The sequence below is a fragment of the Methylocystis sp. JAN1 genome, from assembly GCF_052186135.1.
In the GTDB taxonomy this organism is placed as follows: domain Bacteria; phylum Pseudomonadota; class Alphaproteobacteria; order Rhizobiales; family Beijerinckiaceae; genus Methylocystis.
Window position 1 is genome coordinate 1,310,825 of record NZ_CP181499.1, and the last position, 22,011, is coordinate 1,332,835.

A 22,011-nucleotide genomic window follows, 5' to 3' on the forward strand; every position below is an offset into this window, starting at 1 on the left:
TCTTAAAATAACAAATCTTTTTGGCTTCGTAAGTGACGGGAATCTCGTCGGATAAAAAAACGCCGGGCGTACCTCCGGCCCGGCGTTTCCGACCTTATCCGGAGCTTCGCCGGATAAGTTCACCTTTTGGTCTAGCGGACCGGGATGACGCGCAGATGAAGGCGCGCCCGGTTCGCAGAACTCACCGGGTGCGCCTCGCGTGGTCTTCCTTGCCCCACACAAGCGTCAGCAGCGCCGCCGCGGCCACGGCGGCGACGAGATAGTAGGGAGCGCCGGGCGAGAAAAGGCGTCCGACGGAGAAGGGGAACCGCGATTCCCAGTGCTCGCCATGCGGACCTTCGACAGTGACGATGCCGACGAAATCGCCGCGTTCCGGAAAGACATGCTCGAGGCTGAGCGTGCCGTTGGGATAAACCTTGGGCGGCAGATAGGCGACGGTGATCGCCCGGAGATCCTCCGGCGCTTGCTCGCCCACGTCGCGCACGATCCGCAGATCGGTCTTCATCTCCCGCATCTCGGATTGCGCGTAATCGAGCGAGAAGATCGTTTCGCCGGTCGTCGGGACGTCCTCGCAGAATTTCCGGCGCGAAACGGTGGGCTGGTAGCCGGAGAAATACATGAAGTCCGGGCCGACCTTGAGCAGGCATGCGCGCTCGAGCTGGCGTATGGCGCCATGGGCGCCAGCGGGCGGGGCGACGCCGGCGACTCCCAATGCGACGACTGCGCACGGGGCAAAATGAAGGAGGCGACGCATAATTCCCTCCCGACGGAGCTGGAGAGCGCGCATCCGCGTAAAATTGTGAGGCGCTCCCGCGGGAGATCAAGGGGAGCGTGTTCACCCGCCGCGGCGTAGGCTGTAAAATGCGCGCAACTCCGTTCGAGAGAAGGAAATAATAAGATGCGCCGCCGAATTCGAGCCGCGAGGACGCTCCTCGCTTTCACGCTCGCCGCCATGTCGTTTGGGCGGGCGCCGGCCCGCGCCGCCGACAATAACGATTATCCGACCTCGGCGCGGGCGGACTATGTGTTCGGCTGCATGAAGGCCAATGGCGACACGCGCCTCTCGCTCGATCAATGTTCCTGCTCCATCGACGTGATCGCGAGCATTCTGCGCTATGACGACTATGTGGCCGCTGAGACGGTCGCGAGCGTCAGCCAGCAAGCCGGCCAGATCGGCGGGATGATGCGCAACACCGGCGCCGCGCGGGATGTGCTGGAGACGCTGCGCCGCGCCCAGGCCGAGGCGCAGGTGCGCTGCTTCTAGAGCGCGTTGCGAAAAGCGGGAAAACCGGTTTTCCAAGAAGCGCGCTCTAAACCTTTGGAAATCGAATCGCGTCGCCTGCGTTTACGCAACTCGCCCAAACGCGGCGCGATTCGGCGCGCTGCGCCAGCGTGTCCGGAACCGTCATGCTATCGTTCGGCCGCAATCCCCCGCGTTCATCGGAGCCAGGAAGTATGCTCATTCTCATTCTCGGCATTGCGCTTTTCATAGGAGCGCATGTCTTTTCTACCATGCGCGGCGCCCGCGCGAAGATCGTCGGGACATATGGCCTGCAAACCTACAAGCGCGTTTACTCCGCGGTGGCGCTCGCCGGCCTTTTGCTGATCATCTGGGGTTTCTCGCGCTACCGCGCCGAGGGAGTCGTCCAGATCTGGGATCCGCCGACATGGGCGCGCCATGTCGCCGCGCCGCTCGTCTGGTTCGCCTTTATCGCCCTTGCCAGCCGCCGCGCGCCGCCCTCGCGCATTCGCGGCTGGCTGCGTCATCCGACGCTGGTCGCCATCAAGAGCTGGGCGGCGGCGCATCTTCTCGCCAATGGCGATCTCGGCGGCATGATCCTGTTCGGCTCCTTCCTCGCCTTCGGCGTCTATGACCGGATCGCGGTCAAGCGTCGCGGCGACGAAGGCGCGCCGGGCCTCGACGCTTTCACCAAGGGCGACGCCGTCGCGCTCGGCGCCGGCACGGCGATTTTCGCGCTGTTTCTTGTGCTGCACCCCTATCTTTTCGGCGTGGCCGCGCTGCGCGGGTGATCAGACAAGTCTGAGAAGCAGGCCAGCGCCGGCGCTGAGGAGAAGCGCCGGCGCGAGGCCGAGACGAAGAGCGGCGCCGGCCGCGACGGAGAGCGCCAGAGCCGTCGGATCGAGGCTCGTAACCTGCGGCAATTGAGCGGGCAGGGGCGCGAGCGTCCAATGGGCGCGAAACAGGAAATGCGTCGCGAACCAAAGCGCGAGATTCGCGATGACGCCGACCACCGCCGCCGCGATCGCCGATAGCGCCCCAGCCAGCGCCTTGTTCCCGCGCAGCCGCTCCACGAAGGGCGCGCCGAGGAAAATCCACAGGAAACACGGGATGAAAGTAACATAGGTGGCGAGCAGGCCGCCGAGCGCTCCCGCGACGAGCGGCGGCAGCGGGCCGGCGTTGCGATAGGCGGCCATGAAGCCCACAAATTGCAAGACCATGATCAAGGGGCCGGGAGTCGTCTCCGCCATGCCCAGACCATCGAGCATTTCGGCGGGCGCGAGCCAATGGAAGCGCTCGACCGCCTGCTGCGCGACATAAGAGAGCGCCGCATAAGCGCCGCCGAAAGTGACGACGGCCATTTTGGAGAAGAAGACCGCGACGCGCGCATAAACATCTTCCGGGCCGAGCGCGAGGAGCAGCGCGGCGACGGGGACGAGCCAGAGAGCGGCGAGAATGGCGGCCGCGACGAGCGCCTGCCGCGCGTTGGGCGGGTCCCGGGCGTCGTCCTCCGCGGCGGCGGCGCCAGGGCTTGCCGAAGGGAGGCCGGCGCGCGCGCCGATCAAGCCGACGAGCGCCGCGCTGGCGACAACAAGCGGGAACGGCGCGTCCAGGAGAAAAAGAGCGAGAAAGGCGGCGGCCGCGATGGCGCGTTGCGCCGGCGTCCGCAGGGCGCGGACGCCGAGCCGCAGGATCGCTGAAACCACCAGCGCGAGCACGGCGGCCTTCAGGCCGAAAAAGACGCCGTCAATGGCCGGCGTCGCGCCATGGGTCGCGTAAACGACGCTCAGCGCCATGATGGCGGCGGCGCCCGGCAGGATGAAAAGCCCGCCGGCGACGAGCCCGCCCGCGACGCCATGCATCAGCCATCCGACATAGGTCGCAAGCTGCTGCGCCTCGGGACCGGGCAGCAGCATGCAGAAATTCAGCGCGTGCAGGAAGCGCCGCTCCGAAATCCATTTCTTTTCGTCGACGAGCACGCGATGCATGAGGGCCATCTGTCCGGCGGGGCCGCCGAAGCTGAGCAAGGCGATCCGGCCGAAGACGCGGGTCAGTTCGGCGAGCGAAACGCGCGTGCGGGCCCCTGCCTCAACCGACAAGGCGCGCCAGCGCCTTCGCGCGCCCGATCAACGGCAACAGCGCGGCGAGCTCCGGTCCGCTCGTTTCGCCGGTGAGCGCGAGGCGCAGCGGGTGGAAGAGCGCCTTTCCCTTGCGGCCCGTCCCCGTCTTCAAATCGCTCGTCCAGGCGGACCAGGTCGATTCGTCCCAGGGTTCTTGGGGAAGGAGCTGCGCGGCCTCCTTCAGGAAAGCGGGATCTTCATGCGCCGGCTCGATCTCGCCCTCGATGACGCGCCACCACTTCAGAATGTCGTCGAAGGTCCAGAGATTGCCGCGCGCCGCGCGCCACAGGGGCTCGGCCTTGTGGCCGACCACGTCGAGCGCGGCGAGGCGTTCCCGCACGTCCTCGAATTCAAAAAGAGCGAGCGTGCGATGTGTCAGCGTCGAAAGGTCTTCCGGATCGAAGCGCGCCGGATTACGGGAGACATGCGCGAGGTCGAAGCTCGCGCCGAGGTCTTCGAGCGAACGCACCGCATGCACATTGTCCGACGAGCCGGTAAGCGTCGCGAGCGCCGCGACGGCCATGGCCTCATAGCCCTCGTCGCGCAGCGATGCGATCGAAAGCGAGCCCGTGCGCTTGGAAAGCCCTTCGCCGCTCGCGCCGATGAGCAGGTTGTGATGCGCGAAGGCGGGCCGCGCCGCCTGCGGCGCAAGCGCCGCGAAGAGCTGCAACTGCACGGCCGTATTGGTCACGTGGTCCTCGCCGCGAATGACATGGGTGACCTTCATGTCGATGTCGTCCGTGACGGAGGGCAATGTGTAGAGGAAGCTGCCGTCCTCGCGGATCAGCACCGGGTCGGACAGCGCGGCGCAGTCGATACGCGCCGGGCCGCGAATGAGGTCGTTCCATTCGACGACGCCGTGCTCCAGCTTAAAACGCCAGTGCGGGCGGCGTCCGCTCGCCTCGAGCCGCGAGCGGTCCGCGTCGCTCAGCTTCAGCGCGGCCCGGTCGTAGACCGGCGGCAGTCCGCGCGCCTGCTGCATTTTTCGGCGCTTTTCCAGCTCCTCGGGCGTCTCGTAGCAGGGGTACAGACGGCCCGCTTCGCGCAGCTTCACGGCCGCCGTCTCATAGAGCGCGACGCGCTGCGACTGACGAAAGGTCTCATGCGGGACGATGCCGAGCCAGGCGAGATCCACCTCGACGCCCCGCGCGAATTCCTCTGTGGACCGAGCCAAATCGGTGTCATCGAACCGCAGTATGAATCGTCCATGGTGCGTCGCAGAAAATAAATAATTGAACAAAGCGACCCGCGCATTGCCGATGTGGATACGGCCTGTCGGCGAGGGCGCGAAACGAACGATCGGAGAGGTCATGAGGAAGCTTCGTCAGGAGTTTTCGCAGGGGGCGCGACGGGAGAAGATTCTCGCGCCGCGGCCCTTTTGCCAAGAGCCGGCGTCCTTGTCAGTCGGAATATTGAGCTGGCCCCGCCCGGGCGTCGCCCGTCGTGACCGCCAGACAGACGCCAGCCTGCGTCTGCGCCGCCAATCCGTCCGTTTCGACGCCTGAGCCGAACCCTCTATGACCCTTGCCTATGTCTGCGCCGGCTGGTGCGCTTTCATCCTCGTCATGAACTTCGCCAGCATGTGGCTCATGGGCCGCAAGTGCCGGGCGCGCGAACGTAATCTGCCGGTCCCCGACGACGCCCCGTGGGTGAGCATTGTGCGCCCATTGCGCGGGATCGAGACCTTCAGCGAGGAGACGCTGCGCGCCACCTTCGAGCTCGACTATCCGCATTACGAGATCATCTTCTGCGTCCAGTCGACCCATGACCCGATCATCCCGCTCGTCGAGCGGGTGATCGCAGATTATCCGGGCCACGACGCGCGGCTTCTTGTCGGCGACGATTACGTGAGCGCCAATCCCAAGCTCAATAATTGCGTCAAGGGCTGGGAGGCCGCGCGCTACGAATACGTCATCCTCGCGGATTCCAACGCGCTGCCGCCGCGCGACTACGTCCAGACCATGCTCGCCGCCTTCGAGCCCGACACGGCCATGACCGTTTCGATGCCGATCGGTTCTCGCACCGAGGGCTTCTGGGCGCTCGTTGAATGCGCCATCCTCAACACCTTCCAGGCGCGCTGGCAATACGGCGCCGAGGCGATCGGCGCGGGATTCGCCCAGGGCAAGAACATGATGTGGCGGCGGGAGGTTCTCGACCGCGCTGGCGGCATCCGCGCGCTCGGCTGTGAAATCGCCGAGGACGCCGCCTCCACCAAGATCATCCGCGCCCAGGGCATGACCGTGCGTCTCGTCGACATGCCCTTCGAGCAGCCGCTCGGGGCTCGCACGGCGCATGAGGTCTATTCCCGTCACGTGCGCTGGGCGCGCCTGCGCCGCGTGACGTTCCCGGCGCATTACGCCCCGGAATTCATGAATGGCAGCTTCGTAGCCGTCGTCCTCGGCGCCTATGCGGCGCTGGAATTCGGCGGCGACGCGGGCGCGGCCCTGCTCGCGGCCACAGCAGTGATGTTCGCGCTTCATTTGGGCGAAATCCGGCTCGCCCGCGTCTGCGGCTTTGCGCTTGACTGGCGCATGCCGTTCGCCCTCATCACGCGCGATCTCATGTTGCCGGTAATGTTCGTCGACGCGTTGCTTTTCGACGACTTCGTGTGGCACGGAAACGCCATGACCGTGCGCGAAGTCGAAGATACGGCGGGCTGATCGCGCAAAACGACGAAGGGCGTTTTTTGCGCCCCCAGTTTTGTTGACGAACTTTCCAAAACGGCCTCGTCCTTCGAGACACGAGCCGCGATCTCGGGCCTGCCCGAGATCGACATTCTTGTTTTGTGAAGTCGGGAAAACCCGACTTGCACTCGCTCCTCAGGATGAGGCCTAAGCGTTTGGCGCCGAAGGAAGAAGCCCATCACGCCGACGAGCCTGCAAAACAGGCCTCTCGAAACAGGAGGGGCGTCGGCGCGACTTCGCTCGCAATCCCTACGATGCGCACGCCCACTATGTTTCCAGGAGATCGAGCGTCTTTTTATCCGGCTGGCCCTTAAAGAAGCGCGACAGCGCTTGCGCAAAGAGAGCGTCCTGCGCGGCCGCTTCCGCGAAGAGCGTCATCGACGAGCGGAATTTCATCGCATCGGTGAAGCCCAACACGTCTTCCGCATTGCCACCCCCGGTCGCGAGCATGGCCCCGACGCATTCGCGCAGGCGCGGGCCGAGCACGGGATGCGCCAGATAGGCGCGGGCCTCGTCGAGACCGGAGAGGCCGTAGAACTGGCTGGCCTGGCTGAAGCCCAGGCCCTTCAGTTGCGGGAAGACGTACCAGATCCAATGGCCGGTCTTGCGCCCGGCGCGCAACTCCGCGAGCGCATGGTCGTAGCTCCCGGCCTGGGCGTCTACGAAGCGCTGGAGGTCAAAGGGGTCGCTGCTCGCCAACGCGTTTCTCCGTCATTGCGAGGAGCATATGGCGAAGTGGGCAATCCAGCGCCACGTCGGATCGCTTCGCTCGCAATGACGGCCGCGGGACGCCCCGGATCACTCCGCCGCATGCTGCTCCGGCACGCCCCGCGCGACGCGCTCGGCTTTCAGGAGCTCCGCCACCAGGAAGGCGACCTCGATCGCCTGCTCGGCGTTGAGGCGCGGATCGCAATAGGTGTGGTAGCGGTCGCGGAGATTGTCCTCCGAAATGGCGCGCGCGCCGCCCGTGCATTCGGTGACGTCCTTGCCGGTCATCTCGAGATGGATGCCGCCGGCATAGGTCCCTTCCGCCTGATGCACGCCGAAGAAGCCGCGAATCTCCGACATGATGCGGTCGAAGGGCCGCGTCTTGTAGCCCGCCGCGCTGATCGTGTTGCCATGCATCGGATCGCAGGACCACACGACGTTGCGGCCTTCGCGCGATGCGGCGCGAATGAGCGCCGGCAGCGAGTCGCCGATCTTGTCGGCGCCGAAGCGGCAGATAAGCGTGAGGCGGCCCGGCTCGTTCTCCGGATTCAGCGCGTCGATGAGGCGCATCAGCCCGTCGGGCGTGAGGCTCGGGCCGCATTTCAGGCCGATCGGATTCTTGATGCCGCGCATGAATTCGACATGCGCGCCGTTCTCCTGGCGCGTGCGGTCGCCGATCCAGAGCATATGGCCGGAGGTCGCGTAATAATCGCCGGTCGTGGAGTCGATGCGGGTCAGCGCCTGCTCATACTGGAGCAGCAGCGCCTCGTGCGAGGTGTAGAAATCCGTGCCGCGCAGCTCGGGATGATGCTCCGGATCGAGCCCGATGGCGCGCATGAAGCCGAGCGTCTCGGTGATCTGGTCGGCGAGCTTCTGATAACGCTCGGATTGCGGGCTGCTCTTCACGAAGCCCAGCATCCAGCGATGCACGTTTTCGAGATTGGCGAAGCCGCCCGCGGCGAAAGCGCGGATGAGGTTCAGCGTCGCGGCCGACTGGCGGTAGGCGAGGAGCTGGCGCTGCGGATCGGGGACGCGCGCGGTTTCCGTGAAGTCGATGTCGTTGATGATGTCGCCGCGATAGCTCGGGAGCTCGAGGTCGCCCTTCTTCTCGACCGGCGAGGAGCGGGGCTTGGCGAACTGCCCGGCGATGCGGCCCACCTTGACCACGGGCGAGCCGGCGGCATAGGTCAGCACCACGGCCATCTGCAGGAAAACGCGGAAGAAATCGCGGATGTTGTCGGCCGAATGCTCGTTGAAGCTCTCGGCGCAGTCGCCGCCCTGAAGCAGGAAAGCCTTGCCGGCGCAGACATCTGCAAGCTGGCGCTTGAGGTTGCGCGCCTCCCCGGCGAAAACGAGCGGCGGAAAGCCCGCGAGCTGGGACTCCACATCGGCCAAGGCCGCCTGATCGCGATAGACAGGCGTCTGCTCGATCGGCAAATTTCTCCAACTGCTCGGGGCCCAGCGTTCCACTTTCCCAAACTCCACGAAAATCAACGCCCGGCCGGGCGGTTGCCGACGCCGCAGCTTCGGCGCGAGACGCGCTTATAGAGGAAAAATCGACTCAATGCGACCCTCTCGGCCGGTCGCGCCCGCCCGCGCCGCTGGCGAAGCCCTCCGCGCGGAGATATAAGCGCGCGACAGGCAGCCTGAAGATCGACCGGAGGCCGATGCCCTTCTTGCTTTCGCAGCTTATCGAGGCCGCGCGCTGGTTGGGCGCGCTCGCCGTGCTGCTGCTCCATGTGAACAACATGTTCGTCAATCAGGCGGACATAATGAGCGCATCTCACGCCGCTCCGGCCTATGTCTGGTGGTTCTTCACCGGAGAGGGGATGGGCCATCAGGCGGTCGTCGGCTTCTTCGTTCTCTCCGGCTGGCTCGTCGGCGGCGGCGCGCTGGCGAGGAGCGTCGAAGGGCGGCCCTTCCTGCGCGAATACCTAATACACCGCGTCTCGCGCATTTACGTCGTGCTGATCCCGACCTTGTTTCTGACGCTCGTCCTCGATTCCGTCGGCCGCGCGTCCTTCGCGGATTCGGGCGTTTACGACTGGCCGATCTTTCAGGGACATTTTTCGGCGACGCTGTTTTTCGCCGGCTTTCTCAATCTCCAAAGCCTCGTCTTTCCCTATTTCGGGACAAACGGTCCGCTCTGGTCCCTTGCCTGCGAGTTCTGGTACTACATCGCCTTCCCCTTGCTGGCGCTGCCTTTCGCCCGGCTGTATGGGATCGCGCCCCGTGCGGGCGGATTCGCGTTCGGGGTTGCTCTCGTCGCGGCGCTCTCCGGCCCGGAAAGCTGGTTCGCCTTCGGCTTCGTCGTCTGGGCGGTCGGCGCCTTCGCGACGCGCGCGCCGCGGCCGCTCATTCGCTCGCGCTGGTTCTCTCTGGCGCTGTTGGCGGCGGCGATCGTCGTCATTCGGCTCGTCGTGCGCGGGGCGCTTCTCGCGGATCATCCCTGGATCGGCCAGGCCGCCGACGTGACGGCCGCGCTGCTTTTCGCCAATCTGCTGATCGCCTTCCGCGACGCTCCTCAGGAGGGATTCCCGCCGCTGCGCTGGAGGCTCCACGCGCCGCTCGCGGATTTCTCCTTCTCGCTTTACGCCATACACATGCCCATCGTGATCTTCGCCCGCGCCGGCGTGGGGCATTTCGCCGGCCGCGACTGGGCAATGCAGCCCGCCACGGGCGAGAATTACGCGGCGGCGCTCGCCGTGGCCATGGCGGCGCTCGCGAGCGCCTATGGGTTCTCGCGCGTGACGGAGGCCAAGACCGGCGCCGCCCGGCGGGCGCTGCGCGGCCTCCTCGACCGCTTCATTCCCGCGACCGCCGCCGCCGAGCCCGCCCCGGAGCGGATGACGGCGGGGTCCTGAATTAAAAGGGTCGAAGGGTGGCGGCTCCGGTCTTACGCGTTCTCATCCGGCGCGAGCCGCAAGGGGAAAGAAGGCGGCTCGCGATTGAGCTGACGGGGCCTCGGACCCGATCCCGAACGGCGCCGCTTTCCCTCCCCCTTGCGGGGATAGGGCGGAGGTGGGGGAGAGTTAATGCGGACCTGAAGGCCCGCGCTCCGGCGGCGCTCCGAGGCGCTTCGACCCTCTCGCGGGAAGGGGCCTATCCCTGCGGCCTGATCTTGCGCGCCGGCGACCGCATCGTCACCAGCTCCTCCGCCGCCGTCGGATGCACCGCCATCGTCGTGTCGAAATCGCGCTTGGTCGCGCCCATACGCATGGGGATGGCGACGAGCTGCGCCATCTCGCCGGCTTCGGGGCCGAAAATATGCGCGCCGACGACGCGCTGGCTCGCGGCGTCGACGATGAGCTTCATGAAAGTGCGCTCATTGCGTCCTGAGAGCGTCGCCTTCATCGGGCGGAAGCTCGTCTCGTAAATGTCGAGCCCGCCATATTTCGCTCGTGCGGCGGCTTCCGTCAGTCCGACCGCGCCGACTTCAGGCGTGGTGAAGACGGCGCTCGGAACGCAGCCGTAATCGACTTGCGTGGGCAGATTGCCGAAGACGCTGTCGGCGAAGGCGTGCCCTTCCCGGATCGCGACGGGCGTGAGATTAACGCGGTCGGTGACGTCGCCCACGGCGTAGATCGAGGGCGCATTCGTGCGCGAATGTTCGTCCACGATAATCGCCCCGTTTTCGCGCGTCGCGACGCCCGCACGCTCGAGTCCGAGATTCTGCGTGAGCGGCCGGCGGCCGGTCGCGACCAGCACGGCGTCGACCTCGCGCGTCTCGCCGTCGCTCATGGAAACGCAAAAGCCTTTCGCGGTTTTGTCGATCCGCGTCGGCAGAGCGCCGACATGATGCGCGACGCCGGCGTTCGTGAGCGCTTCGGCGACGCGCTTGCGCAAATCCTCGTCAAAGCCGCGCAAAGGCAGATCGGCGCGATAGGCGAGGTAGACTTCCGCGCCCAGCCGCGCGAAGACGCTCGCGAACTCGACGGCGATATAGCCGCCGCCGACAATCATCAGGCGCCGCGGGAAAGTCGGTAGGTCGAAAATGTCATTCGAGGAGAGGCCCCATTCGAGGCCCGGAATATGCGGGGCGAGCACAGGGGCGCCGCCCGTCGCGACGAGAATGTAGCGCGCGCTCGCCGTGCGGCCGTCCGAGAAATGCACGGCGTCGGGCCCGGCGATGGTCGCACGGGCGCGGATCAGCTCGACCTTGTTGTTCGCGAGCGTCTGCTCGTAGAGCCCGGACAGGCGGGTGATCTCCTTTTCCTTGGCGGAAACAAGGGACGGCCAGTCGAAGGAGGTCTCGCCGACGCGCCAGCCGAAGCCTTTTGCGTCCTCGAAGTCGTCCCTGAATCGGCTTGCGAGAACATAGAGTTTCTTCGGCACGCAGCCGCGAATGACGCAGGTTCCGCCGACCCGGAACTCCTCGGCGATCGCCACCTTCGCGCCATGGCTCGCCGCGACGCGCGCGGCGCGCACCCCGCCCGAGCCTGCGCCGATGACGATGAGATCGTAGTCGTATCCGCTCATGGCGCGCCGCCCGTCACGTCGCCGATGATGCGCACGCCATTGGCGCCGGCGACGAAGATCGCGGTGGCGAAGCCGATGAAGAGGCCGTGATCCACCACGCCGGGAATGGCTTCGAGTCGTTGCGCCAGCATGTCGGGATCGTCGATCGCGCCGAAGGCGCAGTCATAGATGTAATGGCCGCCATCCGTGAGATAGGGCGCATCCGGCGCGCTCATGCGCAGCGTGATCGGGCCGTCGAGACCGAGCCCCCGAGCGGCGCGCTCGATATGAATCTTCGTGGAGCATGCGCCGAAGCGGTCGATCTCCACGGGCAGCGGAAAGGCTCCGAGCGTCCCGACTTCCTTCGTGGCGTCGGCGACGACGAACATGCGCTTCGAGGCCGCCGCGACGATCTTCTCGCGCAGCAGCGCGCCGCCGCCGCCCTTGACGAGCCGCAGCGAGGCGTCGAATTCGTCGGCGCCGTCAATGGCCAGATCGAGCTCCGGCGTCTCGTCGAGCGTCGAGAGCTTTATGCCCAGCCCTTCCGCCTGCGCGCGCGTGCGCTCCGACGTCGGCACGCCGATCACTTCGAGGCCTCCGCGCACCCGCGCGCCGAGGAGATCGACGAAATGCGCGGCCGTGGAGCCCGTGCCGAGGCCAAGCCGCATGCCATGGGCGACGGATTCGAGCGCGGCGGCGGCGGCCGCGCGTTTCATGGCGTCGGCGGAAGGAGGCGTCATCTTGGGGTCCAGCAGGTCGGCGGCCGCGAGGCGGTGAGACTATCGCCGATAGAGCCTTACGCCACGCGACTCAACCCGAAAACGTCACCAGCGGCCCATCCGGCGGTTCCAGGCGAAAAGCAGGTCGGCGAAACGGTCGTAGGCGAAGCTGGCGAGCGGCCTGACCGGCGGCGAATCCACGAGCCGGGCGAGCCACTGGTCGCCGGGCGTGCGCCGCCAGATTTCCACCGCGCAGGCCGCGCCGACATGGAGGCGGCCCGCGGCGTCGACGCCGTGGAGCCGACGGCGCACATCGTCGAGAGTCGCGCCGAAACGCGCCAGCGCCTCCGGCTCGGCGTTGATGTCCCGAAAGTCGATATCGCCCGCCCGCGCGGCTCGAATCAGCCGGCTTCTCTGGAAATTTATCCCGCCATCGCAGACGGGGCATTTGGCGTTGTACCATACCGTCAGTCCCGACGGCTTGGCCCGATCCATTATTTCGCCTGCGGGGTGCAGACGACCGAGCTTTCATTCAGAACGAAGCAGATCGACATCATGCCCGAGCGCAGATCGACGCGAAAGACGCCGCCCTCGCCGGTGTGGCGCGATGCGACGAGGGCGTATTCGCTGAAAGTGCCGGCCTTGGCGCCTTCGCCGGGCGGATAGCACAGAGTGACGCCGATGGAGGAGCCTTCTTTCAGGCCGTATTGGCAGGCGCCGACTTCGCCCGTGGCCTTGTCGAGGCGGAAGACGCGGTTGAGGTCGGTCTGCGGCGCGGCGAGGAACTCGTAATTGCCGGGGGCGCCCGCCGCGTCGGCCGTTCCGGCGGCCAGAAGCGCCGCGGCGAGGGACAGGCGGCGCCGCCCATGGAAAAACTGCGAAAGACGCATCTCGCCACTCCTGTTGCGAATCGGTCGGGGCAGTCTACACGCGCCGCGGGCCTCATAAGCGAATTTTCGCCCGAGCCGAATTTCCCGCCCGCGGCTTGATCTGGGCGAGCGCGGCCTTTACCTCCGGCCCCATGACCCAGCGCGCGCCCATTCTCGTTTTCGATCTCGACGGCACTTTGGCGGACACCGCCCGCGACCTCGTCGCGACGCTCAATGTCCTGCTGGCCCGTGAGGGCTTGCCCGCGGTCGCGCCGTCCGCCGCCCGCAGTCTCGTGGGCGCGGGCGCCCGGGCGCTGATCGAGCGCGGCTTCGCGCTCAACGGCGCGCCGCCGCCGCCCGAGCGCGTCGACCCGCTGGTCAGGGATTTTCTGGCCCATTACGAGGCCCATATCGCGGACGAAAGCGCGCTCTTCCCCGGCGCGCTCGCCGCACTCGACCGCTTTGCGGAAGCGGGCTTCAGGCTCGCGGTCTGCACCAACAAGCCGGAGCCGCTCGCCCGACTCCTGCTGGAGAAGCTGGAGGCCGCCGATCGCTTTGCGGCGATCTGCGGGCGGGGGACGTTCCCCATGCACAAGCCGGACCCTCGCACGCTGGCGCTGACCATAGAGGCGGCCGGCGGCGATCCGCGCCGCGCCGTGATGGTGGGCGACTCCAAGACCGATATCGATACGGCCAGAAACGCCGGCGCGCCCGTGGTGGCGGTCGATTTCGGCTATACCGAGATCCCGGTGGCGGAGCTCGCGCCCGACCGGGTGATTTCGCATTTCGACGAGCTTTGGACGGCGGCCAAAGCGATTCTCCCGGCTTCCGCCTTCGCGCACACTTGACGGAACGGCGCCGCCTCTCTTACAGGGAGAGCGTTCCGCGGAAATCGCGGCGGGCGGCTAGCTCAGCGGGAGAGCACTCCCTTCACACGGGAGGGGTCACAGGTTCAATCCCTGTGCCGCCCACCATTAAATCACAGACCTGTCTGCACTGCCTGTGTCTCGGCGACGCCTCACGCCGCTTTTGCGCTCTCATACCAGCCGCGGGAGCGGCGGACGAGCTGGACGACGGACAGCATGACCGGCACTTCGACGAGGACGCCGACGACCGTCGCCAGCGCTGCGCCGGACTGGAAGCCAAAGAGCGTAATCGCAGTCGCGACCGCCAGCTCGAAGAAATTGCTCGCGCCAATGAGCGCGGAGGGACCGGCGACGCACCATTCGACGCCGAGAGCGCGGTTCAGCAGATAGGCGGCGCCCGCATTGAAATAGACCTGGACGAGGATCGGCACGGCAAGGAGGCTGATGACGAGCGGCTGGCGGACGATCTGCTCGCCTTGCAGGCCGAACAGGATGACCAGCGTCAGCAGCAGGGCCGACAGGGACAGCGGGCCGAGCCTTGCGAGCGTCTTCTTCAATGTATCCGGTCCGCCTTGCGCCAGCAATGCCCGTCGCCAGAGCTGGGCGGCGACGACAGGCGCGACGATGTAGAGCACAACGGACAGCAGCAGCGTGTTCCATGGCGCGGTGATGGAGGAGAGGCCGAGCAGCAGCGCGACGATCGGCGCGAAGGCGACGACCATAATGCCGTCGTTGAGCGCGACCTGCGACAAGGTGAAGTGCGGTTCGCCGTCGACGAGGTTGGACCAGACGAAGACCATGGCCGTGCAGGGAGCCGCCGCCAACAGGATCAATCCGGCGATGTAGCCGTCGATCTGTTCCGCCGGCAGGAAAGGCCTGAACAGGTGCGAGATGAAGATCGATCCGAGCAGCGCCATGGAGAAGGGCTTCACCAGCCAGTTGATCCCGACCGTCACGGCGATCCCGCGCCAATGCGCCTTGACCTGCCCGAGGGCGCGGAGGTCGATCTTCAGCAACATCGGGATGATCATGAGCCAGACCAGCACGGCGACCGGTAGGTTGACCTCGGCGACCGTCGCCGCGCCGATGGCGCGGAAGGCAGAGGGCATGGCTTGGCCAAGGACAATGCCGGCGACGATGCACAGCGCCACCCAGAGCGTCAAAAACCGCTCGAAGAAGCCCATAGCGGGGGCCTTATTGATTTTGGGAGCGCTCCGGATGGTTGTCGCTTCGCTCATGGCGGCTACTCATTCTCAAATGATGGGACGGACTCGATGACGGGGGCGCAAGTCCAACAGGCGCGCCATCCGGGGGCTCTTTTTCCAGCGCCGGCGCAATCGCGGATTGTCACGCTCATGCTCCTACCGTGCGGCCATGGGTCGCGCCTTCAGACTCGCCGATCTCGCGCAGGCGGTTGCTCAGCGCCAGCCTGTCGAGGCGGGCGATCGGCGTCGCCAGCAACAGCGAAATGCGGTTCTTCAGGTATTGGAAGGCGCGGTTGAAGGCGCGCTGCTTCTCCAAATCGGAGCCTCCGGCCGTCGCGGGGTCTTCAATGCCCCAATGCGCCGTCATCGGCTGACCCGGCCAGATTGGACAGGCTTCGCCCGCCGCGTTGTCGCAGACGGTGAAAACAAAATCCATCACAGGCGCGCCGGGAGCCGCGAACTCCTCCCAGTTTTTGGAGCGAAGGCCATCCGTCGGATAGTCGTAGGCCTCAAGGGTCTTGATGGCGTAAGGGTTGATCGCGCCCTTGGGATGGCTCCCCGCCGAGAAGGCGTTGAATCGGCCGGCGCCGTCCTTGCGCAGGACGCTTTCCGCCATGATCGAACGCGCCGTGTTGCCGGTGCAGAGAAAGAGGGCGTTGTAGACTCGGTCAGTCATTGGCTTCCGCCTTTGCGCAGCAAGGGGTGAGATCAGCGATAAGCGGCGCGCAAACGTCTGGACGCCCGCCGCAACAGTCTTTCAGAAGAAACAGCGCGACTTCGCGGAAGCGGGCGAGGTTTGCGCGATAAATGACCGAGCGGCTGCGCCGCTCCCCGCTCACCAATCCGGCTCGAGCCAGAATGCTCAAATGCGCCGACATGGTGTTTTGAGGCACGGCCATAAGGCGCGCCAGCTCGCCGGCCGGCACGCCTTTCGGCTCGCGCTCGACCAGAAGGCGGAACGCGTCCAGCCGGGTGGTTTGGGCGAGGGCCGCGAGGGCGGCGATCGCATCGGTATTATCCATATTTCCAGAATGACAGATAAATATTGCGGCCGCAAGACCTTCGCGCCTCTGGCGTGGAAGCTTCGCCCGTCGTGGCGAACGGCGCGATGAGTGGCGCGCGACGGATGGCCAGGTGGTAGCCTTCCTGATCGTCGATCGAAGAAGGAACGGCGCCGATGAGGAATTGGCCCTTATCCAAAGTCTATCAACTGCTTGAACCTGGCCCTGTGGTCCTTTTGACGACGTCCCGCAAAGGTCGCGCCAACGTCATGACAATGTCCTGGCACATGATGGTTGATTTCGAGCCGCCCCTTATCGCCTGCATCGTCAGCGACCGCGATCACAGCTTTGTCGCGCTAAGAGCGACGAAGGAATGCGTGATCGCAATTCCGGCCGTCCAACTGGCGGAGAAGGTTGTAGCGATTGGCAATTGCTCCGGTCGCGACGTCGACAAGTTTTCCGTTTTTCATCTGACGCCCAAAAAAGCGGAACATGTCGCCTCGCCGCTCGTGGCTGAGTGCTTCGCCAACGTCGAATGCCGGGTTGTCGATACGCGACTCGTGAACCGTTACGGGCTCTTTGTTCTGGAAGGGGTGAAAGCCTGGATCGATCCAGAACAGGAAAATCCGAAAACGATTCATCATCAGGGCTTTGGGAAGTTCGCCGTAGACGGCGAGCTCATCGAGCTGACATCCAAAATGCCGTAATCGCGGCGGCCGCCGCCGCGCGTAACCTAGCCGGACGCCTGCCGCGACAAAACTAGACAATCGCCGTCTCCGCGCGGCGCCATTGGGCGGGCGGTCGGCCCACGAGCGCCTTGAACGCGCGGCTGAACGCCGGGACGCTCTCATAGCCGACCCGCGTCGCGACTTCGTCGAGAGAGAGATCGGTTTCGCGTAGCAGCCGGCAGGCGACATTCGCGCGCCAGCGGCTGACATAGGCCATGACGCTCTCGCCCATGGTTTCGCGGAATCGCGCGGCGAAGCGGGATGGCGACAGGGCGACGCGCGCGGCCAGCAAATCCACGCTCCAATCGGCGTCTGGCGCGGCGTGTATGTAACGGATGGCGTCGGAGATTTTTGCATCGCCAAGCCCCCGGAACCAGCCGGGCTCATCGCCCGGGCGCGCCTGCTGAAAGGCGCGGATCGCCTCGGCGCACAGGACCTCCAGCAGGCGCTGGGCGGTGAAGCCGTTGCGGGAGCGCCGGCCGCATTCGGCCGCCAGCATGTCGACGGCTCCCGCGAGGGCGCGGCTGGCCCCGCTTCCGCCAGTCGCGACTTTCAGCGCCGACGGGAGGGCGCCCAGGAGCGGGTTGAGCGGCGCGGCGCGCATGACGAAGGCGCCGCAAATCAGTTCCGTCGCTCCCGGCTCGTCCTTCGGCGCCCCATATCGCCTGTCGTCGCCCAGGATGGCCTCCAATGGCGCGGGGCTCGCGCCGGAGCCATCGGACAGGCGATGCGGGGATCCGCCCGGCAGCAACAACAGCTCGGGAGCCTCCACCCGTCCGATCGTCTCTCCCTCGCGCCCCAGATCGAAACCGCCCCGGCGGGCCAGATGGAAGGGCGTCACCCGCATGTCCGCGCCGACGCCGAGAAGGTCGCGAAGCCGGGATTCCGCCGGCACGTCGACGGCCCATGGCGCCTTGTAGGCCTCGTGGACAAGCACGGAGCCGGAAATGCGCAGATCTTCCAGCGCGTCGTCCAAAGGGTCCGCGAGCGTCACGACGGTCGTTCCGGTCAAGAAATCGGTTGTCTCGATCATAGATAAGATCGCCGCAGCGGCGTAGCTCATTTCTCCGTCAGGCCGGCGCCGCCGGCGAGCCGGAGAAGCTCAATGATAAATCAGCCCCCCGAATTGACCTATGTGGCCCTTTCCGCCGCTCTGACCGGCCTGCTGTGGGTTCCGATCGTGCTTAACCGCTTTCGCGAGCTCGGCGTCTGGGGAACGCTAAAGACCCCCGAGCGCAACATGCAGGCTGAAGCGGAGTGGGCGTATCGGCTGGTCAATGCGCACCGTAACGCCGTCGAGAATTTTGTGGTTTTTGCCCCGCTGGCGCTCGTCGTGCATGCGCTTGGCCTCGCCTCGCCGGCGACGGCGCTCGCCTGTGCGCTCTATTTCTGGGGCCGACTCGCGCATGCCGTCGCTTACGCCCTCGGCGTCCCGATCCTGCGCACCGTCGCTTTCCTGATCGGCTTCGCGGCGGAGGCAACCTTGTTCCTGCGCATCTTCGGCTACGTGTAAGCCATCCGTCGCGCTTGGATTCGCGGCCCGCGCGAGGCTTGGCGGCCTTCGTTCCGGACACAAATCTACGCGAGAGAGTCGTTCGCCGCGATTTTATCCGCCACATGTCGGAGAGCCAGCCCATGAGCGAAGTCGCCGAACGCCGTCCGGTCTGCGTCATCGCAGGCGTCGGGCCAGGAAACGGCGAGGCCTTCGCCCGCCGCTTTGCGGCCGAAGGCTATTCCGTTGCGCTGCTTGCCCGGCGCAAGGATCGGATTGAGCCGCTTGCGGCCGAATTGCGGGGCGCGGCGTTCGGATGCGACTTAACCGACGCCGCCTCGGTGGAGGCCGCCTTCGCCGCCATAGAAGCGCAACAGGGACCGGCCGCGGTTCTGATCTACAATGCCGGCAAGGGCGTCTGGGGCGATGTGGAAAAGGTGACGCAAGCGGATTTCGAGGAGGCCTGGCGCGTCAATACGCTCGGCCTGTTTCTGGCGTCGCGCCGCGTCATCCCGGGCATGGCGGCCTCCGCACGCGGCGGCATCGTCGTCGTCGGCGCCACGGCCTCGCTGCGCGGCATGGCGGGGACGGCGGCCTTCGCCTCCGCCAAGGCCGCGCAGAGGTCGCTGGCGCAGTCGCTCGCCCGATATTTGTGGCCGAAGGGCGTGCATGTGTCGCTGATTATCGTGGATGGGGTGGTTGGCGGTCCGGAGACGCGGAAGATGCTTTCCGACAAGCCCGACGACTTCTTCATCAAGCCCGCCGCGATTGCGGACATCGCTCTCGCCCTTACGCGTCAGGAGCGTTCGGCATGGAGCTTCGAGGCGGAAGCCCGTCCCTTCGGCGAGAAGTGGTGAATGCGGCAGGGGCCCGAGAGCGGAGCGACGCCGTTCGTCGCGCCTCCCGGGCCGTCGCCCGAAATGGCGAGCTTCGCGCGGCTTCTCAGTAATGCGGCGGCGGCGGTTCGGGAGCTTCGCGGGCGGGGCCGATATTTTGCATTTCATCGCGAAGTTGAGCGACCTGCCGCTCCAGAACGTCGATCTTTCGCCATTGGGACGTGACGACCTCGTTCAGCTCGGCGAGCATCCTCTCCTGATGCGTGATCAGCGCCTCCAGCGCGTCGAGGCGAGAAGCATGATCTGAAAGGATGTCGCTCATTTTCCATTCCATCCGCTTCGGCGGCGCGCGGCCGCTCCGGCCCCGGCAGGCGCCCGCCGGGGCCGAAGCGAAAGCTTCACGCCTTCTTCACAAACTCCGTCCGCAAGACAAGGTCCTTCACCTTCTCGGCCCTGCAATCGATCTCGGCCGGATCGTCGGTCAGGCGGATGTTCCGGATCAGCGTTCCACGCTTGAGGACGATGGAGGAGCCTTTGACCTTCAGGTCCTTGATCAGCGTGACGGAGTCTCCGTCCTTCAACTCGGTTCCATTGCTGTCCCTGACGACGACGTCGCTCATCCCTGTCTCCTGCTCGCGGGCCGCCATCGGCCCGCAGAACCGTTAGCGTCCCGGAGGCCCCTTGCACAATGCCGGCCGACTCTTTCTCGGTCGCCCATTTCCGCATCCTGACCAGCAAAACCGCTTTGTCGCGTCGGTCCTTGATAGTAACGTCACAAAACCTCTGATTGTGAGCGACGGGGCGTCGGCCCCGTTTCCCAAGCGTAAGCGTTTCCTCTCGCGTTTTCGTCGCGTTCGCGTTCGGTCCCCGAGGCAGGCTCGAGGGAAGCATCAAGACATGCATATCGTCGCATTTGTCACGCAGAAGGGCGGGGCCGGCAAAAGCACGCTCGCCTCCAATGTCGCGGTCGCCGCGCGCAAGGCCGGCGAACGCGTGTTCGTCTGCGATCTCGATCCGCTGCAATCGCTGGTCAAATGGTCGCGCGCCCGCAAGGCGCTCGACGTTCCGGCTGAGCACATGCCGGCGGAAAAGCTCGGACGCGCGCTGGCCCAGCTTGAACGCGAGGGCGTGACGCTCGTCATCGTCGACACGCCCGCGAGCGACACGCCCCAGGCCGACGAAGCGATCCGCGCCGCCGATCTCTGCGTCATCCCGGCGCGGCCCAATACGCTCGACATCTGGGCGAGCGAGACGACGCTCGCCAAGGTCAGGGCGTCCGGCAAGGCCTTTGCGTTTCTCCTCAACCAGTGCCCGCCCGCGCAACAGAGCGCCCGTGTCGCGCGCGGCGCACAGGCCTTGCAGGAGATGGGCGCGCTGCTCGCGCCGATGGTTTCGACCCGCGTCGATTATCAGGAGGCTGTGCGCCTTGGTCTGGGCGTCGTGGAGCTCAATCCGAAAGGCGCCGCCGCCCGGGAGATGGCGACGCTCTGGGGGGCGATCGGCGCGCGGCTGCGCGACAAGGCGTCGGCGACGGACGGGCGCGCCGCGGCCGAGCCGGCGCGGCTGCCCTATCAGGACTTCTTCGAGCAGGCCGTGAGGGCGAGCGGCGTCTATGCCGATTTTGTCAACACGCTCCTGCGGTTCAGCCGCCCGCAAACCCGGCCGACAGCCGCCGACCCGGACGGCGCCGCGCCCGAGAAGCGCCGGCGCATCTCATAACCGTTCGCGGACCTTCTTTCGCGCCCCGGCGTTACGAAGGGGCGGGCGCGTCGCCTTGACATGCGCTGGAGGTCGCGATGATCGTCGCCGTCGAGACGCTCTTTCTTCTCGCCATGCTCAGCGCCTTCATCGGCATTGTCGCGCTGCTGGCCCTTTACAGCGCGGCCGCGCAGGGCTCTCCGCGGCTGCGGGGCTCGCTTGTGGGCACGGTTGTCGCCGCGACCGCCGCGGCGGTGGGATCCTATTTCCTATACGCGCTCAGCCCGCACGAAGCCGCGCGCCAGTCCGTCTATGGCGCGGCCGCGCCCTCGGCCTTGACCATATGGGGCGCCCAGCCGCCCGCGGCGCCCAAACGCTCCGGCGCGCGCCTTTAATTTTCTGGCGGAAAACCCAATATGAGGCCTATCGCGACCGGAAGGCGGGAGTTCCATGACTGACAATATAGACGACGAGATGGACGGCCTTGCCGATCCCTTCAGCTATGAAGACCTCGTTTCCCAGCGCGCCATGGCCTTCTACCATGTGGCCCGGCTGACCGACACGGTGCAGGACGAGGCGGTGAAGGAGCTTTGCCTGACGATGCTGCGCAAGCTCAACGCGAGCATCAAGGCGCCTTCCACGGCCGAACTGCGCACGATCGAGGGCAGCAAGGGGCGCTGACGCTGCCGGGCTTGAGCGAGACTGTGGCCCTTTTGCCACAGGCTTTCACGTTTGCGCGCGGGACCAGGCGTCGAACACAGTTTCGCCACACCCTGCGCCTCCACTCTCTCCGTGCTCTCCTTGGGCATTTCCTCCCTGAACTTGGGCCGCTGGCCGACCAGCGGCTCTTTTTTTGTCATAACCGCCGGAGTCGGGAAACTTGCCTGTGGAGAACTGGCCGGAACGACGTTTTCCAGCCTAGAGCGCGCCACGAAAAAATGTGAACCGGTTTACGAAGTGGCGTGCTGCGAACTGTGGAAAGGATCGACCTTTCCGCGACAGGCCGGTTCGTCCGATCGCAGCGCGATCCGGAAGGCCAAGGCGGTTTCTTGGCCGGCGCGGGTCACGTATGATCTGCTCAGCCTGCGTCCGCAGGAACCGAACATCAAGAAGGGACGTGTGAATGCGCAACTTTATCCGGCTCTCGGCTTTGCTGTCGCTGTTCGTGGCCGCCCCGGCTTTCGCTCAAGGCACGGCCGCTCAGCGCGAGGCCTGTGAGGACGACGCCAAGCGTTTGTGCCAGGCGCAAATTCCGGATGTTGTCGCGATCGAGAGCTGCCTTCGGGCCGCCGCCGTTTCGCTTACCGACGACTGCCGCGCCGAGATGGGACTTGTTTCGCAGGCTTCCGATTCGCCGAGGACCAGCGGCAAAAAGAAGAAGCGTTGA

27 protein-coding genes and 1 tRNA gene are annotated in these 22,011 nt (G+C 66.0%); 13 read left to right on the forward strand and 15 right to left on the reverse strand.

Annotation, left to right across the window (positions count from 1 at the left end; all coding sequences use genetic code 11):
• Positions 1–181: 181 nt before the first annotated feature.
• The gene (locus ACNHKD_RS06150) at positions 182–754 is read right to left on the reverse strand and encodes a hypothetical protein (protein WP_442756193.1); all 573 of its coding nucleotides are present in this window, start codon (positions 752–754) and stop codon (positions 182–184) included.
• Positions 755–952: 198 nt separating this feature from the next.
• Here ACNHKD_RS06150 and ACNHKD_RS06155 point away from each other — a divergent pair, with 198 nt between their 5' ends.
• A complete protein-coding gene (locus tag ACNHKD_RS06155) occupies positions 953–1,264 on the forward strand; it encodes a hypothetical protein (RefSeq protein ID WP_442756854.1) in 312 nt (103 codons plus the stop codon).
• 191 nt (positions 1,265–1,455) lie between these two features.
• Positions 1,456–2,031, forward strand: coding sequence for an NnrU family protein (locus ACNHKD_RS06160; RefSeq protein WP_442756194.1), 576 nt, complete (start codon positions 1,456–1,458; stop codon positions 2,029–2,031).
• On the opposite strand, the gene chrA is transcribed toward ACNHKD_RS06160, so the two are convergent.
• Together chrA and ACNHKD_RS06170 are read right to left on the reverse strand one after the other, a co-directional pair.
• A complete protein-coding gene (gene chrA / locus ACNHKD_RS06165; protein ID WP_442756195.1) occupies positions 2,032–3,339 on the reverse strand; it encodes a chromate efflux transporter in 1,308 nt (435 codons plus the stop codon). It lies immediately after the preceding gene.
• Positions 3,329–4,672, reverse strand: a complete 1,344-nt coding sequence (locus tag ACNHKD_RS06170) for a glutamate--tRNA ligase (RefSeq protein ID WP_442756196.1) — start codon at positions 4,670–4,672, stop codon at positions 3,329–3,331. Before ACNHKD_RS06170 ends, chrA begins: the two co-directional genes overlap by 11 nt.
• 205 nt (positions 4,673–4,877) lie before the next feature.
• On the opposite strand from ACNHKD_RS06170, the gene ACNHKD_RS06175 reads away from it, so the two are divergent.
• Positions 4,878–6,020, forward strand: coding sequence for a ceramide glucosyltransferase (locus ACNHKD_RS06175; protein ID WP_442756197.1), 1,143 nt, complete (start codon positions 4,878–4,880; stop codon positions 6,018–6,020).
• 291 nt (positions 6,021–6,311) lie between these two features.
• Here ACNHKD_RS06175 and ACNHKD_RS06180 read toward each other — a convergent pair whose 3' ends face one another.
• Both ACNHKD_RS06180 and ACNHKD_RS06185 read right to left on the reverse strand, forming a co-directional pair.
• Positions 6,312–6,743: a DUF1810 domain-containing protein gene (locus ACNHKD_RS06180; protein ID WP_442756198.1), complete on the reverse strand. Its 432-nt coding sequence runs from the start codon at positions 6,741–6,743 to the stop codon at positions 6,312–6,314.
• A gap of 99 nt (positions 6,744–6,842) precedes the next feature.
• Positions 6,843–8,222, reverse strand: coding sequence for a class II 3-deoxy-7-phosphoheptulonate synthase (locus tag ACNHKD_RS06185; protein ID WP_442756199.1), 1,380 nt, complete (start codon positions 8,220–8,222; stop codon positions 6,843–6,845).
• 197 nt (positions 8,223–8,419) lie between these two features.
• On the opposite strand from ACNHKD_RS06185, the gene ACNHKD_RS06190 reads away from it, so the two are divergent.
• Positions 8,420–9,616, forward strand: coding sequence for an acyltransferase family protein (locus ACNHKD_RS06190; protein ID WP_442756200.1), 1,197 nt, complete (start codon positions 8,420–8,422; stop codon positions 9,614–9,616).
• Between the two features lie 238 nt (positions 9,617–9,854).
• On the opposite strand, the gene gor is transcribed toward ACNHKD_RS06190, so the two are convergent.
• The 4 genes from gor to ACNHKD_RS06210 all read right to left on the reverse strand — a co-directional run bounded on the left by gor (position 9,855) and on the right by ACNHKD_RS06210 (position 12,819).
• Positions 9,855–11,231 (reverse strand): glutathione-disulfide reductase, encoded by a 1,377-nt coding sequence (gor, locus tag ACNHKD_RS06195; protein WP_442756201.1) that lies wholly within the window; start codon positions 11,229–11,231, stop codon positions 9,855–9,857.
• Positions 11,228–11,950, reverse strand: a complete 723-nt coding sequence (gene rpiA / locus ACNHKD_RS06200; protein ID WP_442756202.1) for a ribose-5-phosphate isomerase RpiA — start codon at positions 11,948–11,950, stop codon at positions 11,228–11,230. Before rpiA ends, gor begins: the two co-directional genes overlap by 4 nt.
• 84 nt (positions 11,951–12,034) lie before the next feature.
• A complete protein-coding gene (locus tag ACNHKD_RS06205) occupies positions 12,035–12,424 on the reverse strand; it encodes a thiol-disulfide oxidoreductase DCC family protein (RefSeq protein WP_442756203.1) in 390 nt (129 codons plus the stop codon).
• Positions 12,424–12,819 (reverse strand): hypothetical protein, encoded by a 396-nt coding sequence (locus ACNHKD_RS06210; protein WP_442756204.1) that lies wholly within the window; start codon positions 12,817–12,819, stop codon positions 12,424–12,426. Before ACNHKD_RS06210 ends, ACNHKD_RS06205 begins: the two co-directional genes overlap by 1 nt.
• 131 nt (positions 12,820–12,950) lie before the next feature.
• Between ACNHKD_RS06210 and ACNHKD_RS06215 the strand changes: the two genes are divergently transcribed.
• Both ACNHKD_RS06215 and ACNHKD_RS06220 read left to right on the forward strand, forming a co-directional pair.
• Positions 12,951–13,646, forward strand: coding sequence for an HAD family hydrolase (locus ACNHKD_RS06215; protein ID WP_442756205.1), 696 nt, complete (start codon positions 12,951–12,953; stop codon positions 13,644–13,646).
• 51 nt (positions 13,647–13,697) lie between these two features.
• Positions 13,698–13,772, forward strand: a tRNA-Val gene (locus ACNHKD_RS06220).
• Positions 13,773–13,816: 44 nt separating this feature from the next.
• On the opposite strand, the gene arsB is transcribed toward ACNHKD_RS06220, so the two are convergent.
• From arsB to ACNHKD_RS06235, 3 genes are all read right to left on the reverse strand, one after another.
• Positions 13,817–14,848, reverse strand: a complete 1,032-nt coding sequence (gene arsB / locus ACNHKD_RS06225) for an ACR3 family arsenite efflux transporter (protein WP_442756855.1) — start codon at positions 14,846–14,848, stop codon at positions 13,817–13,819.
• A 169-nt stretch (positions 14,849–15,017) separates the two neighbouring features.
• On the reverse strand, positions 15,018–15,545 hold the full coding sequence (locus tag ACNHKD_RS06230) for an arsenate reductase ArsC (protein ID WP_442756206.1): 528 nt from the start codon (positions 15,543–15,545) through the stop codon (positions 15,018–15,020).
• Positions 15,538–15,891, reverse strand: a complete 354-nt coding sequence (locus ACNHKD_RS06235; RefSeq protein WP_442756207.1) for an ArsR/SmtB family transcription factor — start codon at positions 15,889–15,891, stop codon at positions 15,538–15,540. Before ACNHKD_RS06235 ends, ACNHKD_RS06230 begins: the two co-directional genes overlap by 8 nt.
• Before the next feature lie 155 nt (positions 15,892–16,046).
• On the opposite strand from ACNHKD_RS06235, the gene ACNHKD_RS06240 reads away from it, so the two are divergent.
• Entirely contained in the window at positions 16,047–16,577 is a 531-nt protein-coding gene (locus ACNHKD_RS06240) for a flavin reductase family protein (protein WP_442756208.1), read from the forward strand.
• 52 nt (positions 16,578–16,629) lie between these two features.
• On the opposite strand, the gene ACNHKD_RS06245 is transcribed toward ACNHKD_RS06240, so the two are convergent.
• On the reverse strand, positions 16,630–17,631 hold the full coding sequence (locus ACNHKD_RS06245; RefSeq protein WP_442756209.1) for a cupin domain-containing protein: 1,002 nt from the start codon (positions 17,629–17,631) through the stop codon (positions 16,630–16,632).
• A gap of 72 nt (positions 17,632–17,703) precedes the next feature.
• Between ACNHKD_RS06245 and ACNHKD_RS06250 the strand changes: the two genes are divergently transcribed.
• Both ACNHKD_RS06250 and ACNHKD_RS06255 read left to right on the forward strand, forming a co-directional pair.
• The gene (locus ACNHKD_RS06250; RefSeq protein ID WP_442756210.1) at positions 17,704–18,111 is read left to right on the forward strand and encodes an MAPEG family protein; all 408 of its coding nucleotides are present in this window, start codon (positions 17,704–17,706) and stop codon (positions 18,109–18,111) included.
• A 122-nt stretch (positions 18,112–18,233) separates the two neighbouring features.
• Positions 18,234–18,947 carry an SDR family NAD(P)-dependent oxidoreductase gene (locus tag ACNHKD_RS06255; RefSeq protein ID WP_442756211.1) on the forward strand — a complete coding sequence of 238 codons (714 nt, stop codon included), beginning with the start codon at positions 18,234–18,236 and terminating at the stop codon, positions 18,945–18,947.
• A gap of 85 nt (positions 18,948–19,032) precedes the next feature.
• Here ACNHKD_RS06255 and ACNHKD_RS06260 read toward each other — a convergent pair whose 3' ends face one another.
• Positions 19,033–19,248 carry a SlyX family protein gene (locus tag ACNHKD_RS06260; RefSeq protein WP_442756212.1) on the reverse strand — a complete coding sequence of 72 codons (216 nt, stop codon included), beginning with the start codon at positions 19,246–19,248 and terminating at the stop codon, positions 19,033–19,035.
• Between the two features lie 76 nt (positions 19,249–19,324).
• Positions 19,325–19,546, reverse strand: a complete 222-nt coding sequence (locus tag ACNHKD_RS06265; RefSeq protein WP_442756213.1) for an alkylphosphonate utilization protein — start codon at positions 19,544–19,546, stop codon at positions 19,325–19,327.
• A 277-nt stretch (positions 19,547–19,823) separates the two neighbouring features.
• Between ACNHKD_RS06265 and ACNHKD_RS06270 the strand changes: the two genes are divergently transcribed.
• From ACNHKD_RS06270 to ACNHKD_RS06285, 4 genes are all read left to right on the forward strand, one after another.
• On the forward strand, positions 19,824–20,645 hold the full coding sequence (locus ACNHKD_RS06270; protein WP_442756214.1) for a division plane positioning ATPase MipZ: 822 nt from the start codon (positions 19,824–19,826) through the stop codon (positions 20,643–20,645).
• Between the two features lie 77 nt (positions 20,646–20,722).
• Positions 20,723–21,019, forward strand: coding sequence for a hypothetical protein (locus ACNHKD_RS06275; protein ID WP_442756215.1), 297 nt, complete (start codon positions 20,723–20,725; stop codon positions 21,017–21,019).
• A gap of 55 nt (positions 21,020–21,074) precedes the next feature.
• The gene (locus ACNHKD_RS06280) at positions 21,075–21,305 is read left to right on the forward strand and encodes a hypothetical protein (protein WP_442756216.1); all 231 of its coding nucleotides are present in this window, start codon (positions 21,075–21,077) and stop codon (positions 21,303–21,305) included.
• 442 nt (positions 21,306–21,747) lie between these two features.
• Positions 21,748–22,011 carry a hypothetical protein gene (locus ACNHKD_RS06285; protein ID WP_442756217.1) on the forward strand — a complete coding sequence of 88 codons (264 nt, stop codon included), beginning with the start codon at positions 21,748–21,750 and terminating at the stop codon, positions 22,009–22,011.